The sequence below is a fragment of the Ruegeria sp. C12 genome (assembly GCF_056537745.1).
Window position 1 is genome coordinate 186,129 of sequence record NZ_JBQFSA010000007.1, and the last position, 16,430, is coordinate 202,558.

At 62.0% G+C, this 16,430-nt stretch carries 16 protein-coding genes; 5 read left to right on the forward strand and 11 right to left on the reverse strand.

The features are described from left to right. Position 1 precedes the first annotated feature (1 nt). Positions 2 to 940, reverse strand: a complete 939-nt coding sequence (locus ACR0C9_RS14890; protein ID WP_480781357.1) for a formate dehydrogenase accessory sulfurtransferase FdhD — start codon at positions 938 to 940, stop codon at positions 2 to 4. Between ACR0C9_RS14890 and ACR0C9_RS14895 the strand changes: the two genes are divergently transcribed. Further along, complete coding sequence (locus tag ACR0C9_RS14895; RefSeq protein ID WP_170633343.1) at positions 939 to 1,649, forward strand: AzlC family ABC transporter permease; 711 nt, start codon at positions 939 to 941, stop codon at positions 1,647 to 1,649. The genes ACR0C9_RS14890 and ACR0C9_RS14895 overlap by 2 nt on opposite strands. Next, positions 1,646 to 1,978, forward strand: a complete 333-nt coding sequence (locus ACR0C9_RS14900; RefSeq protein WP_480781358.1) for an AzlD domain-containing protein — start codon at positions 1,646 to 1,648, stop codon at positions 1,976 to 1,978. Before ACR0C9_RS14895 ends, ACR0C9_RS14900 begins: the two co-directional genes overlap by 4 nt. On the opposite strand, the gene ACR0C9_RS14905 is transcribed toward ACR0C9_RS14900, so the two are convergent. The 7 genes from ACR0C9_RS14905 to ACR0C9_RS14935 all read right to left on the reverse strand — a co-directional run bounded on the left by ACR0C9_RS14905 (position 1,967) and on the right by ACR0C9_RS14935 (position 8,515). Then, entirely contained in the window at positions 1,967 to 2,599 is a 633-nt protein-coding gene (locus ACR0C9_RS14905; RefSeq protein ID WP_170453177.1) for a hypothetical protein, read from the reverse strand. The genes ACR0C9_RS14900 and ACR0C9_RS14905 overlap by 12 nt on opposite strands. An 18-nt stretch (positions 2,600 to 2,617) precedes the next feature. Then, positions 2,618 to 2,752, reverse strand: coding sequence for an aa3-type cytochrome c oxidase subunit IV (locus tag ACR0C9_RS14910; RefSeq protein WP_170453178.1), 135 nt, complete (start codon positions 2,750 to 2,752; stop codon positions 2,618 to 2,620). Between the two features lie 114 nt (positions 2,753 to 2,866). Further along, entirely contained in the window at positions 2,867 to 3,427 is a 561-nt protein-coding gene (locus tag ACR0C9_RS14915; RefSeq protein ID WP_480585600.1) for a hypothetical protein, read from the reverse strand. Continuing rightward, on the reverse strand, positions 3,414 to 5,252 hold the full coding sequence (locus ACR0C9_RS14920) for a glycerophosphodiester phosphodiesterase family protein (protein ID WP_480781359.1): 1,839 nt from the start codon (positions 5,250 to 5,252) through the stop codon (positions 3,414 to 3,416). Before ACR0C9_RS14920 ends, ACR0C9_RS14915 begins: the two co-directional genes overlap by 14 nt. A 57-nt stretch (positions 5,253 to 5,309) precedes the next feature. Next, positions 5,310 to 5,762: a DUF6173 family protein gene (locus ACR0C9_RS14925; RefSeq protein ID WP_170453181.1), complete on the reverse strand. Its 453-nt coding sequence runs from the start codon at positions 5,760 to 5,762 to the stop codon at positions 5,310 to 5,312. Positions 5,763 to 5,765: 3 nt separating this feature from the next. Further along, positions 5,766 to 6,812, reverse strand: coding sequence for an MBL fold metallo-hydrolase (locus ACR0C9_RS14930; protein ID WP_480781360.1), 1,047 nt, complete (start codon positions 6,810 to 6,812; stop codon positions 5,766 to 5,768). Beyond that, positions 6,812 to 8,515, reverse strand: coding sequence for an acyl-CoA dehydrogenase (locus tag ACR0C9_RS14935; RefSeq protein WP_480781361.1), 1,704 nt, complete (start codon positions 8,513 to 8,515; stop codon positions 6,812 to 6,814). The genes ACR0C9_RS14930 and ACR0C9_RS14935 overlap by 1 nt, the downstream gene beginning before the upstream one ends. A 139-nt stretch (positions 8,516 to 8,654) precedes the next feature. Here ACR0C9_RS14935 and ACR0C9_RS14940 point away from each other — a divergent pair, with 139 nt between their 5' ends. Next, on the forward strand, positions 8,655 to 9,602 hold the full coding sequence (locus ACR0C9_RS14940; RefSeq protein ID WP_480781362.1) for an L-threonylcarbamoyladenylate synthase: 948 nt from the start codon (positions 8,655 to 8,657) through the stop codon (positions 9,600 to 9,602). On the opposite strand, the gene ACR0C9_RS14945 is transcribed toward ACR0C9_RS14940, so the two are convergent. Continuing rightward, positions 9,603 to 10,157, reverse strand: a complete 555-nt coding sequence (locus ACR0C9_RS14945; protein ID WP_170453185.1) for a YqgE/AlgH family protein — start codon at positions 10,155 to 10,157, stop codon at positions 9,603 to 9,605. 145 nt (positions 10,158 to 10,302) lie between these two features. Here ACR0C9_RS14945 and ACR0C9_RS14950 point away from each other — a divergent pair, with 145 nt between their 5' ends. Both ACR0C9_RS14950 and ACR0C9_RS14955 read left to right on the forward strand, forming a co-directional pair. Then, on the forward strand, positions 10,303 to 11,115 hold the full coding sequence (locus ACR0C9_RS14950; RefSeq protein WP_170453186.1) for a protein-disulfide reductase DsbD domain-containing protein: 813 nt from the start codon (positions 10,303 to 10,305) through the stop codon (positions 11,113 to 11,115). A 4-nt stretch (positions 11,116 to 11,119) separates the two neighbouring features. Next, complete coding sequence (locus ACR0C9_RS14955) at positions 11,120 to 11,539, forward strand: NUDIX hydrolase (RefSeq protein ID WP_170624077.1); 420 nt, start codon at positions 11,120 to 11,122, stop codon at positions 11,537 to 11,539. Here ACR0C9_RS14955 and ACR0C9_RS14960 read toward each other — a convergent pair. Together ACR0C9_RS14960 and ACR0C9_RS14965 are read right to left on the reverse strand one after the other, a co-directional pair. Continuing rightward, complete coding sequence (locus tag ACR0C9_RS14960) at positions 11,536 to 14,937, reverse strand: efflux RND transporter permease subunit (RefSeq protein ID WP_170624079.1); 3,402 nt, start codon at positions 14,935 to 14,937, stop codon at positions 11,536 to 11,538. The genes ACR0C9_RS14955 and ACR0C9_RS14960 overlap by 4 nt on opposite strands. 5 nt (positions 14,938 to 14,942) lie before the next feature. Beyond that, positions 14,943 to 16,391 (reverse strand): RND family efflux transporter, encoded by a 1,449-nt coding sequence (locus ACR0C9_RS14965; protein WP_170453189.1) that lies wholly within the window; start codon positions 16,389 to 16,391, stop codon positions 14,943 to 14,945. Positions 16,392 to 16,430 lie beyond the last annotated feature (39 nt).

The following is a 16,430-nucleotide window of genomic DNA, read 5'->3' on the forward strand; positions in this document are numbered from 1 at the left end:
TTCACCCCGCACTCTTCCGTCGATGTTTCTTGTCCTCTACCGCGACGCTGGCCGGGTCTGCGTCCCGTACCAGCCGGTCCTCACCCGAGAGGCACACAAACCGCTGGCCGCGCATCCGGCCGATCAGGGTCAGGCCGACCTCGCGCGCAATTTCGACGCCCCATGCGGTGAAACCGGACCGTGAGGCCAGAACCGGGATGCCCATCATCGCTGTTTTGATTACCATCTCGGACGTCAGCCGTCCGGTGGTGTAGAGGATCTTGTCCTCCGCCGCCTCACCCTCGGACAGCATCCAGCCTGCAATCTTGTCGACCGCGTTGTGGCGGCCCACGTCCTCCATATAGACCAAGGGGCGGTTCTCGCGGCACAGCACCGTACCGTGGATCGCTCCGGCCTCAAGGTACAGTGATGGGGTGCGGTTGATCTTGACGGCTAGGTCATACAGCCACGAGGTTCGTACCTGAACCTGCGGCAGGCGCACGTCCTCCAACCCCTCCATCATGTCGCCAAACACGGTGCCCACGGCACAGCCGCTGGTGCGGGTCTTTTTCTTCAGCTTGTCCTCATAGGACGTCTCACGCGCCGTGCGGACCACGACGGTTTCCAGATCGTCGTCATAGTCGACCCGCGTGATCTGATCATCCGCCAGCAGCATGCCCTGATTGCGCAGAAAGCCCAGCGCCAGAAATTCCGGGTAGTCGCCGATTGTCATCGCCGTCACGATTTCCTGGGAGTTGAGGAATATCGTCAGCGGGCGCTCCTCGACCACCGAGATCTGGCTGACCTCGCCATTCTGGTCCACGCCTTCCACCGCGCGGGTCAGGCGGGCCGCGCCGGGGTCTGGGGCGATGATGTAGTCCGTGACATCCAGTTCCGTGGCCAATTGCAACCCTTTCCCAAGACCGCTACTTCTTCTGCGGACACCATAGGATTTAGCCATGGCAACCGCCACATCCAAGTCATACTTCTGGAAGGGTTTTCGCGACGGGACGCCGTTCATCTTCGTGGCGATGCCCTTCGGGACCCTGTTCGGCGTTTTCGCGACCGAGGCCGGGCTGGACATCGTTCAGACAATGGCCTTCTCGATCACGGTTTTTGCAGGCGCCGCACAGTTTGCGGCCCTGCAGTTGCTGCAGGACAACGCACCGACCATCATCATTCTGGCCTCCGCATTGGCGGTAAACCTGCGGGTGGCGATGTATTCGGCCTCGCTCACCCCTTATTTAGGGGCGGCGCCCCTGTGGCAGAGGGCCTGCGCAGCCTATTTGATCGTGGATCAGTCCTATGCCTGCTCGGTGGTGCGGTTCGAAAAAGAACCCCGGATGACCGTGCCTCAGCGCATGGCGTATTTCTTCGGGTCGGTCACGCCGATCACGCCGCTTTGGATGCTCACCACCTATCTGGGTGCGGTTCTTGGGGCACAAATCCCTGAAAGCTGGGCACTGGATTTTGCGCTGCCGATCACCTTTCTGGCCATGGTGGGCCCGATGATGCGGACGCTGGCGCATGTGGTCGCCGCGCTGGTTGCGATTGTCGTCGCACTGCTGACGGTTGCCGTCCCGTTCAATCTGGGTTTGCTGATCGCTGGCGCGGCAGGGATGGTGGCCGGGGCGCAAGCCGAACTGATGCTGGAGCGGAAAAAATCATGACACAGGTCGACCCGGTCACCATCTGGACCATCATCGTCGGGCTAGCCATCGGCAGCTTTGCCCTGCGCTTTGCCTTTATCGGGCTGGTTGGCGACCGTCCGATGCCACCATGGCTGTTGCGGCATTTGCGCTACACAGCGGTTGCCATCATTCCGGCCCTGATTGCGCCACTGGTCGTCTGGCCCACGGCAACCGAAGGGCAACCCGACATCCCGCGCATGGCAGCCGCCGCTGTTGCATTATCGGTCGGAGTTCTGACGAAAAACGTCCTTGCCGCGATCTTCACCGGCGCGACAACCCTTTACGGGTTGCTGTTCCTATTGGGTTGACGTCGCATCCAACTGGTTCAGGCGCGCATTGTTCGCGGCCAGACCTTTTTGCAGATCGGCATCGTCGTTCTCGCGGTATTCTTCCGTCACGACACCGGGCAATTGTCCGAACTGATCCGAGAGCTTCACAGGGTAGAACGTGACGTCGATCTGCTCGAACCCCGGCACTTGTTGCAATATCCGGGCAGTTGAGTTTGCGCAGAACGCGCCTGCAACCGGACCGCTTTGCTTGGCCAGCTGCAGCGCGATTTCGGCCTGCTGAGGGCTCACCTGAATCGTTTGGATGCGCGCATAATGGGATTCGCGCGCGTGCGAGCTGCGATAGGCTTGCTCGACCGCCGGGGTGATCCCATAAAGAACGTCGTCTTTGATCGGCACCACGTCCGCGCGAAACGACCCGGCAGGATCAAAGATCACCCGCTCGCTGCCGCCGATCATCAAGGATGTGTGCGCGCCGGATCCGGTGCGCGTGTTGATCATCGTATACAGCGTCAGGGTAGACGGCCCGGGGTCACGGTAAGACCGGGCGACAATTTCGGCCTGATCTGCCTGCGGACGGTCGGACACCGCACAGCCTGTCAGCGTTGCTGCCAGAAGGCAGGCAATCAAAATCCGGAACACAGTCGCCCTCGGTTCAGCTTAGGACGCGAAAACCGCGAGGAACAGGCAAAGGAAGGCGATGACAACCACGCACCATGTGGTGGCCTTGATGAAGCCGTTGAAGGTTTTTTCCTGGACGGTGATGTCCATTTCGCCGTGCTTGTGGTCAGCCATGTGTCTAAGAATCCCAATTCGCGTGTTTTCCAGTTGGATAATCGAAAAGAGTCAGGCTGTCACCACGTCATTCGCGCGCAGGTGCACGATGCCATTTGCGCGCAGGGCATGACGTCACTCGCTTGCAGGGGTGCGTTCTCCGAACACGGAACATCCCGGATATCCAAATCCCCAGCGCCAGGGCAAACCGCTGCACGGGCCGCCGCCAAAGCGGACGGCACCGTACATGGCATCTGCGGTCAGTGCATGGACGTTTCGGATCTGATCAGGGGTCATCTCATAGCGCTCTGCGTATTCCTCGGCATGGCTGTTGCCATGGGCCTTGACGCAGGCCCGCAAGGTTTGATCCGCAGAAAGCCGCGCGTCAAAGCTGTCTTCGGCGCGCAGGGCCCCGCCTGCGTTGTGATAGGCGCGGTCATGGATGATGCAACATTCCTCCCAAGGGGGATGCGCTTGATACAGCTCACCGATCTGCGGGAAGGTGTCTGCCACCCAGCGCCAACTGGCCGACAACCCGCCCGAGCATCCGTCCGTTTCAAACGGTGTCAGAGGATCCGTTCCCCGCTGCGCGATCAAGGCCCGGTGGGCAGGCATTTCGACGCTGCGCATCAGGTCCTGCGCGACGGCAGGCCCCGACAGGCAGATCAGAAACAGCGCCAGCTTATGGGCTGTCATCGCGCATCGCCTCGGTATCGACCTGCATTCCGAAACTTGTGGCCAGCCACAGCAGCAACCGCTCTGCCGGTCCCATCTCGGCACGAACGCGCAAAACCTCGCGCGCCATGGCCGGGCGGTCGGTGATCAGCCCGTCCACCCCCATCGAGGCCATGGCAGACATTTGCAGCGGGTCATTCACCGTCCAGACATAAATGTCCTTGCCCGCATCCTGAACGGATCGGATCAGCCCAGGCGACACCGTGGCCGCGTTCACGGCAACAAAATCCCCCTCTAACCCGGACAGATCACCCACGGCGGTCGCGGCCAGAACGCCCGCCCGCCAGTCGGGCCGGATCGCCTTCATCTTCTGCACAGCCGGGTATTTCAGCGACATGGTGGCAATGTCGTCCTGCATTCCCAACTCTTCGACCAAAGCGGCCACACGGTTCTCCAGATCAATATCGTGACCGTAGTATTTCAGCTCGATAATGACCTTGGATCTGCCCTTTGTGGCCTCCAAAACCTCTCGCAGCGTTGGGGTACGCTGATCGGCATATTCGGGGCCAAACCAGCTGCCGATATCGATCTGGGCCACATCCTCCATCGTGGCGTCCCAAACCTTCAGATTGACCCCGGCCAGTTTCATGAAATCACTGTCATGGGCGACGATCACCACATCATCCGCCGTTTCCTGTACGTCGATCTCAACCCAGTCCGCGCCGTCCTCGATGGCTTTCAAGACCGAGGCCATGGTGTTTTCAGGCCGCAACGCCGCCGCCCCGCGGTGGCCGATCACCTCGGCCCGGTCCGGGGCCTGCACCCGTTCCAGCAGGTTTTGACCAAACCAAACACCTGCCAGCACGGCGACCAAGGCCAGACCAACGGCGGTGAACAGCGGCACCCCCAGACGCCCCGGTTCGGGATGCGGCAGGTCCGCTGTCTGCGGTTCAAAGAACCGGTCCAGCAAAACCGCCAAAGCGCCCAGCGCCGTGGCTGCCAGCACCAACCCGGCCAAGGCCCAAAGCCCCGCAATGATCAGGCTGTAGATCAAGGCCAGACGCAGATGACCGCTGCCCTGCAACGGCACCAGTGCAAACAGGAGGCCCGCAACCCACGCAATCACTGCAGCAATGACAAGGCGCGTGGCCAGCCACAGCACCAGCGACAGTTTCAGACGGCCCCGATTACCCTCCATCCGCGATGCGCTGATATTGAACACATGCGCCGGGTGAACGTTTTCAAACAGCACCAGATGCAGCGAAAGCGCCCAGGCCGATAGCCTGCGGATCAGGACCCATGCCATCACAAGCATCACCGCCCCGATCATCAACACAGCGATCCAGAAGGCGGGTGGGTGGAAGGTCAGGTAGTAGTTGATGTCATATTCGGTCAGCCACCACCACGCGATCAGGCCGGAAATGGCCAGAAAGGGCAGCGCCAGAAGCAGAACGCGCAGGATAAAGCGCGCTGCAAAGTTGAACAGCGCGGGCAGGCGCGACAGAACCAGGCGGATCGAAGAGCTGCCTGCGCGCCACGGATCGGGTTCGCCCATGCGAAGCGAACCCGCCATAACCGCAAAGACAAAAACCTCGGCCATCAGAAACAGGCTCAGCACCACAAGTGCGGCGATGAACCCGGCGGGGGACAGAATGAAGGCTGCGATGTCCTGATCCGTCAGGGCCGTTTGATTGGACAGGGACACCGCGAGATTGACCGCCGCCGCCACGCCCGGTGCAATCAGTGCGATCAGCAACAGGCGGACGGCAAGGTAGACGGGCACAAAGACACGCCGCCGCCGCCAGGCGGCACCATAGGCATGTGTAACGGCTGAGAAATCTGACACTTGCGCGGCCTCCTGAACGGTTTACTCATTCAAGGCTGCGAAAGCGTGAATTGCAAGTCAGCTTTCTTCCAGATCTGCGGCCAGACGGAACCCGATGCGGTTGGCGGGCTTGTCCTCGACCGATTTCGGCAAGGCGCGCAGCATGACATTCAACTGGCTGACATGCTGTACCAGCTGGGTGCGGGCGCCCGATCCATCCGAGCCGTAGAAGGTGATGACATCGGGGTCGAAATACCCCATCCCTTCGATCCGCATGACACCCGCGTCACCGCCGGTGAAGCCCATCGCAACCTCCTGATCTCCATCCAGCGTCTTTTCAAAGTTCTGGATGTAAAGGATCAGACGTTCGTATGCCCATTGGGCCGGGCTTTTGGTCTCGACCGGTTGTTGCAAGGGTTCCGGCAGGGTTTTCGAACCGGATTCGGCCTCGGCGTTGGCGTGGACCTCGTAGCAGCGCGGCAGGGCCGCCGCTTCGGCAGCTTCGGCTGAGGTTTCGATCTCGTCCTGCATTCTTTACCCTTTGCGTTGGTAGACCCAGGCACCGTCTGCGCGGCGCGTCCGGGTGACAGCTCCAATGTGGTAAAGATGGTTCATATGTGCAACCGCTTCGACCAGGGCCAGGCCATATTCCCCCTCGCCGATCGACCGTTTGAACAGGGGCGCAAAACACTCGGCGGCGGCTTTGGGTTCGGTCAGGTCTTTCAACAAGCGCTTAAGCGCACCGTGATGGTTGTCGATCAACTGCCGCATCCGCAGCGGCAGGCCAGTGAACGGCAATTTGTGCCCGCCCAGAACCAGATGTTCGAGCCGCGCCAGGGTTGCAAGCCGTTCACACGCCTCCAGCCAGCCCGAGATCGGGTCGGCCATGGGCTCGGTCGCGTAGACGCCCAGATTGGGACTGATCGAGCTGAGGATCTGGTCGCCGCTGAGAACCAGATCATCGTCGCGGCTCCAGAGCGTGACATGTTCCGGCGCGTGGCCGTTGCCCATATGCACGTCCCAGTCCCGCCCGCCCATGCGGAACACGTCGCCCTGCTGGATGCGGGTGAACCCAAGCGGCATGGGATAGACGCTGTCGGCAAAGTTAAAGGGGCGGTCGGCTTTGCGTTTATCCAGAACCTCGGCCGCCATTCCGGCGCTTTGGTAGAAATCCAGCGTTTCCTGCGGCCAGCTTTCCTGCACGTCCAGCGTCAGCATGCGCGCGAACAGCCATGCGGTTCGGCTGGTCACCAGTTCAGCGCCGTATTCGGACTGAAACCAGCCCGCGTTGCCGATGTGATCGGGGTGATGATGCGTGGCCACAACCCGGTGGACGGGTTTGCCGCCCAGCGGCCCGGACATCAGATCCTGCCAGATCGCGCGGGTTTTCCGCGACGACATCCCAGTGTCGACGATGGTCCAGCCGTCACCGTCATCCAGCGCGTAGACATTCACATGGTCCAGCGCCATCGGCAGCGGCAGTCGGATCCACAGCACACCTTCGGCAATCCGCGTGGCCTCGCCGGGTGCAGGCGGCTCGGGCCAGGGGTAGCGGATGGCCGGAGAGTGCAGGTCGTCCATCATGCCGACAGATCATCCGCGCTAAGGGCAAACAGGTCCACCGACCCGTTCTGCGCTTGCGCCAGCAGGCCGGTATATTCGGGCAGCAGCGCTTTGATGTAATAGCGCGCCAGCTTGCCACGTGGGCCCTTTGGGTCCGCCAGGGCGGCTTTCAGATGGAAATGCCCGCCCAGAACCCGCGCGAAGGCGTGCAGATAAGCCAGCGCCCCGGCAAAGCGGTCATTCATGTTGCCCTGTGACACCATCCATTCGGTTGCTTCGCGCAGGGACTCGGTCGCCTCCCACACGGGACCGGCAAGATCGGGCACTGTGGCGCGGGCCTGTTCGGCGTGATCTTCGATCTCGTCCAGCAGGCGCGAAGCCGCCTCGCCCCCGTCCATCATCTTGCGGGCGACAAGGTCCATCGCCTGAATACCGTTGGTGCCTTCGTAGATCGCGGTCACACGGACATCGCGGTAGAACTGAGCCGCCCCGGTTTCCTCGATCACGCCCATGCCGCCATGCACCTGAATGCCGGTTTCAGACACGCGCATCCCGGTGCGGGACCCGAACGCCTTGGAGATCGGGGTCAGCAATGCAGCGCGGGCCACCCAATCAGCGTCGCCTGTCGCTTCGGCCATGTCGATGGCGGCAGCATTGGCCAGCATGATCGCACGGGCCGCAAAGGTATCGGCGCGCATATCGGCGACCATTCGGCGCACATCGGCGTGGTCAATGATTGTCCCTGAAGGGGTTTTGCCCTGCTTGCGATCCTGCGCGTAGGCCAGCGCGTGCTGATAGGCGGCTTCGGCCACACCGATGCCCTGCCCGCCCACGCCCAGCCGCGCGTTGTTCATCATGGTGAACATGGCTGCCATGCCGCCATGTTCCTGCCCCACCAGCCAACCGGTTGCACCGTCATATTGCATCACACAGGTGGGCGAGCCGTGCAGACCCAGCTTATGCTCGATTGAAACAACCTTCAGATCATTGCGCGCACCCGGATTGCCATCGGCATCCGGGATAAACTTGGGCACCAGGAACAGCGAAATCCCCTTTGTGCCCGGCACCCCATCCGGCAAGCGTGCCAGCACCAGATGACAGATATTTTCGGCAAAGTCGTTGTCACCCCATGAGATAAAGATCTTCTGCCCCGAGATCGCATAGGTTCCATCGCCGTTGGGTTCGGCCTTCGATGTCAGCGACCCAACATCCGAGCCTGCCTGCGGTTCCGTCAGGTTCATCGTGCCCGACCATGCACCGGTCATCAGCTTGGGCAGATACAGCGCCTTGAGCGCGTCACTGGCATGGTGCTGCAGGGCTTCGATCTGCCCCTGGCTCATCAGCGGGGCCACCTGCAGTGACAGGCAGGCCGCGCTCATCATCTCGTTCACGGCGGTGGTGACGGTCATCGGCAGGCCCATACCGCCATGCTTGGGGTCGCCGCTGATCCCGATCCAGCCGCCCTCGGCAATCGCGGCCCAGCCATCCGCATAGCCGGGCGGGCTGCGCAGCACACCATCCTCCAACCGTGCCGGTTTCAGATCGCCGGTGGCGTTCAGTGGGGCCAGAACCTCTTCACACATCTTGCCCGCCTCGGACAGGATCGCGCTGACGACGTCGGGGCTGGCATCGGCAAACCTTTCGGTCGCCGCAATCTGATCGAATTCGACCACATTTTGAAACAGGAACTCGTAGTCTGAAATCGGTGCGCGGTATGTCATGTTGTCCCTCGGGGGCTGTCTGACCGGTATTGCGCAGGCGGGCTTGGAATTCCGGCCCGGCACCGGTATGCATCAAGGCTTGGGTGCATTACCTACCTGTCCTTATGTTGCAAGCAACCAAAACGCGGCGTCACCAGACATGATCCCCACAACTCTCGATCTGACAGCAGACCCAGACGGCATCGTGCGCGCGGCTGACCTGCTGCGTCAGGGCCTGCTGGTCGCCTTTGCAACCGAGACGGTCTATGGCCTTGGCGGCGATGCCCGCAACGGAGAGGCCGTGGCCGCGATTTACGAGGCCAAGGGCCGCCCCAGCTTTAACCCGCTGATCGCCCATGTCGCTTCGGCCGAGGCTGCGCGGCGGTTTGTCGAATGGTCGGATCACGCGGAAACCCTTTCCAATGCCTTTTGGCCCGGCCCGCTGACACTGGTTCTGCCTTTGCGCGACGGGCACGGGATTTCTTCACTGGTCACGGCGGGGCTGGACACGCTGGCGGTGCGGGTGCCCGCGCATCAAACCGCCCGCGATCTGCTGACCGCCTTTGACGGGCCGGTCGCGGCCCCGTCGGCGAACCCCTCAGGTCAAATCAGTCCGACGACTGCCCAGCATGTGCGTGCAGGCCTTGGAGGCCGGATCGCAGCCATTCTGGATGATGGCCCTTGTGGCGTGGGTCTGGAATCCACAATCGTGGGGCTGGCCGGAGAGCCGACCTTGCTGCGCCCCGGAGGTGTGGCGCTGGAAGCGGTCGAGACCGCCCTCAACACCCGCCTGCACCTGCACCAATCCGGCGACCTGCTGACCGCGCCCGGGCAATTGCAGTCACATTATGCCCCGGATGCGCCCGTGCGCCTGAACGCGCAGAGCAGGCAAGGCGATGAGGTTCTTTTGGGCTTTGGCCCTGTCGATTGCGATCTGAACCTGTCTGAAGCCGGAAACTTGCCCGAGGCCGCCGCCAACCTGTTTGCGGCACTGCACAGCTTGAATGAAACGGGCCTGCCGATTGCCGTGTCTCCGATCCCGGACCATGATCTTGGGGCTGCGATCAATGACCGCCTGCGCCGGGCCGCGGCCCCACGCGACAGCTGATCAGGCGCGGCCCGCGCTGGCCGACAGGGTCAGGGGATCGACGCCCAGCGTGGCCAAGGCGGCCTCCCACTTTTCGTCGTCGGGCACATCAAACACGAGTTTCGAGCTCGCCTCGGTCGTCAGCCAGCCATTCATTGCGATCTCATCTTCCAATTGCCCCGGCCCCCAGCCGGAATAGCCCAGTGCGAGCACAGAATTCAGCGGCCCCCGGCCCGAGGCCAGATCCTCCAGCACATCCAGCGTCGCGGTCATGCTGAAATCATCCGAGATTTGCATGGAATGCAGGTTGGCCTCGTAATCTGCGCTGTGCAGGACAAAGCCGCGCGACATCTCGACCGGGCCACCGAAATGCACAAGCCGCTCGCCCACAATCGGGATACTGCAGGCGATGTTCAACTGCCCCAGCAGGGCCTTGATCCGCAGGTCCGAGGGTTTGTTCACGATCAGACCCATCGCGCCATCGTCGCCATGACTGCACATATAGACAACCGAGTGGTCGAATCGCGGATCGCCCATGCCGGGCATCGCAATCAACAGTTTTCCGGTCAGGTCCATTGGGTGGCTTCTCTTTTTCAACTCAGCTTCACAATGACCCTGCGGCGCAGGGATTGGCAAGTCGGCAGCGGGGTTTTCCGCAGATTTCAGTCAGGTGACCCGAACGTGACTTGGATTTTCGTGCCGCGCCGCGCATGTATAGGCAATGAACACGCTGATGAAATCCCTTGCCGCCACCATCGCGGCCTGTTTTTGCATGATCTTTCCGGCCACCGCGCAGGGGCTGGACGGAGTTGTCAGGCTGGACATTCTGGATGGTGGCCGCACCGCCAATGGGACCTATATGGGGGCCTTGCGCCTGACTTTGAAGGACGGGTGGAAGACCTATTGGCGCGCACCGGGCGATGCGGGCATTCCGCCGCAATTCGACTGGAACGGGTCGCGCAACGTGGGCGATGTGTCAATCACATGGCCCGCGCCCGATGTGTTTGACCAGAACGGCCTGCAATCTATCGGATACGAGGATCAACTGGTTCTGCCGGTCGAGATCACGCCGAAGAACCCGGCCAAGCCCGTGCGTCTGCGCGGTGAGATGGATTTGGGCGTCTGCAAGGATGTCTGCATCCCCGAACGGCTGGATTTCGACCACACGCTGGATGCCGAAGCGGGCCGCAACCCTGCCATCGCCGCAGCACTGGCCCAGCGCCCGTTTTCCGCGCGTGAGGCCAACGTATCCGCTGCGCGGTGTAGTTTGACCCCAACGGCGGACGGCATGCAGATCGAGGCACGTGTGACCATGCCTTCGGCGGGTGGGCAAGAGATCGCGGTGATAGAACCCGGCAATCCGGTGCTGTGGGCTTCGCAGCCCAAAACCGTCCGGCAAGGTGGCACGCTGATCGCAACTGCCGAGGTCATCAATGCCTCTGGCGCGCCTTTTGCGCTGGACCGGTCCGAGATTCGGATCACGGTATTGGGCGCTAACCACGCCGTGGACATTCAGGGCTGCACCGCTGGGTGATCGCATGACCCAAACCCCGAAGATCGGCGCGCTGGCGGTTGTGCTGCATCAGGATCAGGTTCTGCTGGTGCAACGCAGCAAACAGCCTGACCGGGGATTGTGGGGCTTTCCCGGCGGTCACCTGGAATGGGGTGAAACCGTTTTGGAGGCTGCGCAGCGAGAGCTATTCGAGGAAACCTCGGTCACTGCGCAGCCAACACATTATCTGGACAATCTGGACATGCTGCGGCGGGATGAGGCGGGCCTTGTGATCTCCCACTACCTGCTGGTCGGCGTGGCCTGCCGCTATCAATCCGGCGCGCCGGTCGCAGGCGATGATGCACTGGATGCGCGCTGGTTTCCGATTGAGCAAATACGGCAGGGCGATCTGCCGATGAGCGCACGGGTTCGTCAACTTCTGGAATATGCTCTGCGCGAAGGCTAAGGGCCAACATGATCTTTCAGCCTCGCGTAAAGCATCCCAGAGGCTATAAAGCTGAGGACGACAATCGGGATCGCCCCAACCAGAAATGCGCCCAGACCCATGTTCAGAACGGCCACCCCTTCATCACCCGAATAGAGGGCGGACAGGGCACCGACCGGAGCGCCTGTCAACGCTGGCCAGACCATTGTCACGGCAAACCAGAACAATAGCGCCGCGCCCGTGGCGGCAACTGCCCCCTGCATCACCCGATCCGGGGCGCGGACAGCTCGGCGCATGGCTGTCATCGGACGCGATACGTCGTTCAGGATCGCCAGCAGGGCCGGAACCAGCACCAGAACCAGCAACATGCCAAAGCCCAACCCGTAGACCAGAGTGATCACCGTGGGCTTCAGGAACTGCGCCTGCTGAGAGCCTTCATACAGCAAAGGCGTCAGCCCCAGCACCGTCGTCAGCGTGGTCAGCATCACAGGGCGCAACCGGTCCGCTGTGCCTTCGACGATAGACGGCACCAATCCGCGTTCCTGCTGGTGGCCATCGATGGTCGTCACCAGCACAATCGAGTCGTTGATGATGATCCCGGTCATGCCCAGCAGACCCACAACCGTGAACATGCTCAGCGGTACGTCCCAGATGTAATGCCCCCAGATCGCGCCCACCAAGCCAAACGGGATGATTGCCATCACCACTAAGGGCCGCGACCAGCTGGCAAAGACCCAGGCCAGTACCAGATAGATCCCGGTCAGACACAGGATCAGGCCTGTGCGCGCCTCGGACAGGAACTCATCCTCTTGTTCGCTGAGGCCCGCCATGCGCCATTCGACCTGACGTTCGGCGGCGATATTGGGCAGAATCTCTTCGTTCAGCGCGCGTTCGATCTCGGCCGCGCGGGTCGGATCGTCCTCGGATATGTCGCCATTGACCGAAATCACCCGCAGCCCGTTTTCACGCCGTACGGTCGAGAAGCCCGACTTGCGTTCGACCGAGACGATATCGGCCAGCGGCACATAGACCCCGTCCGGGGTGCGCATCAGCGTGCGTTCAAGGAAATCGGCGGTCAGTTCGCCCTCGGGCAATTCCACACGGATCTCAGCACTGCGGGGACCATCGGGGAAGGTCGCAGCCTCGATCCCGTTGAGCCTGTTGCGCAGAACCCGACCCAAGGTTTCGATCCGGAAGCCCAGCGCCTGACCTTGCGCAGTCAGGTCCAGAATGAATTCTTCCTTGTCATAAGCCAGATTATCCTCAAGCGCCGAGACCTCGGGGAATTTCGACAATTCGGTCTGCAAATCCTCTGACGCCGCCTTGAGAGTATTCACATCCGAGCCATAGAACTGCACATCGATGGCATCACCGCCGGGGCCGGATCGCCAGCCGCGGAAACTGATCAATTCGACCTTGGGGTGGCGGGGTACGAATTCCTGCAACTCTCCCACAAACTCAAAGCTCGAATAAGGGCGCAGGTCGGCGTCGATCAGTTCGATCGAAATACCACCCAGCAAATCGTCGTCCTTGCCCTCGGCGGCGGACAGACCAAACCCGGCACTGCCGCCAACCTCGGCCAGAACATAGTCGATGGGGTTGCGGCCATGGCGTTCCTCGTAAATCTGTCCCAGCTCATCGGTGGCCTGCTGCAACTGGCGCATCATTTCAAGCGTATCGGCGCGGGTGGCGCCTTCGGCCATGATGAAGTTGCCGGTGACCGAGCCACGCTCGGGCGCATTGAAGAACCGCCAGTTCACGTCGCCTCGGATGAACAGGGCAATCTGGCTGGCCAGAATAACGATCATCAGGGCGACGACCACATACCGCGCCCAGATGACCCAGGCGATGAAGGGCCGGAACAGATGATCCCGCACCCAGCGGAACCCCCGGTTCACGACCCGATTGGGCAGGTCGTACCAATGTTCCTTGGCCGAATGCGCGATGGCATGGGCCATGTGGTTGGGCAGGATCAGGAAGCATTCGATCAGTGAGGCCGCCAGAACGGCGATCACGGTAAAGGGAATATCTCGGATCAACTCTCCGAACCGACCACCGACAAGGGTCAGGCCGAAAAAGGCGATTACCGTGGTGATCGTGGCCGCAAAGACCGGCATGGCCATGCGCCGGGCGGCGCGCTCGGCGGCAACCATGGGCGGTTCGCCCAATCGGCGGGCACGAAAATCGGCGTGTTCGCCCACCACAATCGCGTCATCGACGACGATGCCCAGCGTGATGATCAGGCCGAACAAGGACACCATATTCAGCGACAAACCGCCCAGATACATCAGCGCAATCGCCGCTGACATCGCGACCGGGATGCCTGCCGCCACCCAAAAGGCGATCCGGGCGTTGAGGAACAAAAACAGCAGGCAGACGACCAACCCAAGCCCGACAAGGCCGTTGTCGATCAGAATATCCAGCCGATCCGTGATCGCCTGCGCGCGGGTGCGGATCAGTTCAACCGTGACACCTTCGGGCAGGCTGGCCTGCATTTCGGCGACGACATCTTCGACCGAATGCTGGATACCGATGGCGTCACCCAGATTCGAGCGGTCCACCCGGATGGACATGGCCGGGTTCTCACCCACAAAGTAGCTGCGGTTGCGATTGACCCCTTCGACCCGGATCGTCGCCACATCACCCACGAGCAGTTTGGACCCATCCGCAAAGTTGCGCAGCGTGATGCCTTCGATCTCTTCCGGTGTGCGTTTCTCGGCCCCCGTCCGAATGCGGGCATTGGCACCGCTGACATCACCGGCGGGGCTGGCATTGACCTCGGCCGCGATGGCTGTCGCGATATCGGCCAGAGCGATATCGTTGGCGATCAGCTGAGCGGTCGGCACCTCGACCACAACGCGCGGAGCCGCCAGTCCCCGGATCGTGGTGCGGGTAACACCGACCGCAAATAGCCGGTTGATCAATTCATCGGTGAACTTCGCCAACTGGTCAGGCGCAACCGGACCCGTGACAACCACATCCGTAACGCGATCCCGCCACGCGCCGCGCCGGATTGAAGGTTCTTCGGCGTCCACCGGCAGGTTAGTGACGCTGTCCACGGCGGTGCGGACTTCTTCGATGGCGCGGGCCATGTCCCAGTTGGGCTCGAACTCCAACCGGATGCTGGCCGAACCTTCGCGTGAGGTAGCCGTTGTGCTGGTGACACCTTCAACCGCCAGCAACTCGGGTTCCAGCAGTTGAACGATGCCATTGTCGACATCCTCGGGGCCTGCGCCGTCCCATTCAACCGCCACATCGACCCGTTCCAGAATGACATCGGGAAAGAACTGCGCGCGCATGTTCGGGATCGCTGCGGCCCCCAAGACCAGCATGACCAGCAGCAGCAGATTGGCGACCGTCCGGTGCCGGGTGAAATAGCTGAGGATACCACCGGCCGCGCTTGGGATCTCGCGCATCATGGCGCTTAGCCCCCGGCCCGGTTTTCAATACGCCGGACAAGCGAGGCAGGCACCTGTGCCGCCTCCAACTGACCCAACATGCGGGATTTGACGTCCTGCGGCATGCCTTCGCTGGCTTCCACCTGCGCCATGAGTTGTGCACGCTGTGTATCCGTCAACTCGACCATATCCGTGTCGGCATTTGCCTCGACCCGCAAGGGGCGCACCCGCACGCCCGAGCCCAACAGCGGCGTCCGGCCAATCACGACCTCGCGGCCTTCCAGACCTTCGCCGCGCAACAACACCTCATCGCCTTGCCGCCGGATCAACTGCACCGGCAGCGCCTCTAACCGGTCATCTGCGCCCAGAACCAGAACCGTTCCAGCCGCATCCAGAACCGAGGATGGCAAACGCACCACCGCATCCAAAGGTTGTTCCTGCACCGTCACGGTCACGAAATCCCCCGGTTTGAAGCCCGAGGCGGTGTCCAGACGGGCAAAGATCAGACGTCCGGTCTGCCCTTCCCCGGCTGACCCGCTATCCCGACTGATCCGGCCTTGGGCGGTCAGGTCGGTCCCTGTTACCTCAAGTGAGACAGTCACCGGCGCGTCGATCAGTGCGCCCGTGTCATCCAGCAATCGCACAAACTGCGCCGTAGAAACTCTGAACGCCACCTCCAGCGCATTTGGGTCCACCAGCTCGGCCAGCTTTTCATTGGCCGACACCAATCGCCCCTCGACTAAGGTGACATCGGTCAGCGTACCGCCAAACCGGGCGCGAATGGTCATATCGTCCAGATCGCGTTCCGCTGCTTCCAGCGCAATTCGCGCCCGCGCAAACAGCGTGGTTGCCTGATCCACGCGCGACTCGGCCTGCGCCAAGGCAATGCGGCGCGCCAGAACCGATTGCTGGGCGGCGGCGGCGGACAATTCGGCCTCTTCCACGCTGGCCGTGGCCCCCACACCGCGGGATTCCAGATCGCGTTGCCGTTGCAGGGCGCGTTCTCGCAGGTCCGCCTGGGCCTCTGCCGATTTCAACTCATCCTGTGCCAGCAATAGCGAGCGTTCGGCGTCGCGTTCTTCGAACTGGGCATCCAGCAAATCCGATTTGGCGCGATCCAAGGCAGATTGCGCATCTGCCGGGTCCAGCTCGACCAGCACCTCGCCTGCTGTGACGGAGCCGCCGTCCTCAAAATCATCAGCCAGAGCAACCACGCGCCCGCCCAGCGCCGCGCGCAACTCCAGCCTGCGGCGGCTTTGCACCTCACCAAACGCTTCCAGATAGGGGGTGACGGTCTCAAGCTCGGCCTGTCGGACGGTTACCGCAAAGACCCGCTCGCGCGCCTGAGGTTGTTCGTTCTCGCGCGTCAGCACGTCCTGCACCGCGCCAGAGATGATTTGCGCGGCCACAAACAGCAAAGCCAGCGTCAGCGACGCCAGAAAGACACCGACAAGACTTTGCCTTAGAAAACGCATTCTCACTTACCCCGGGTTGCAATGGGCTGCCTTGTGCAA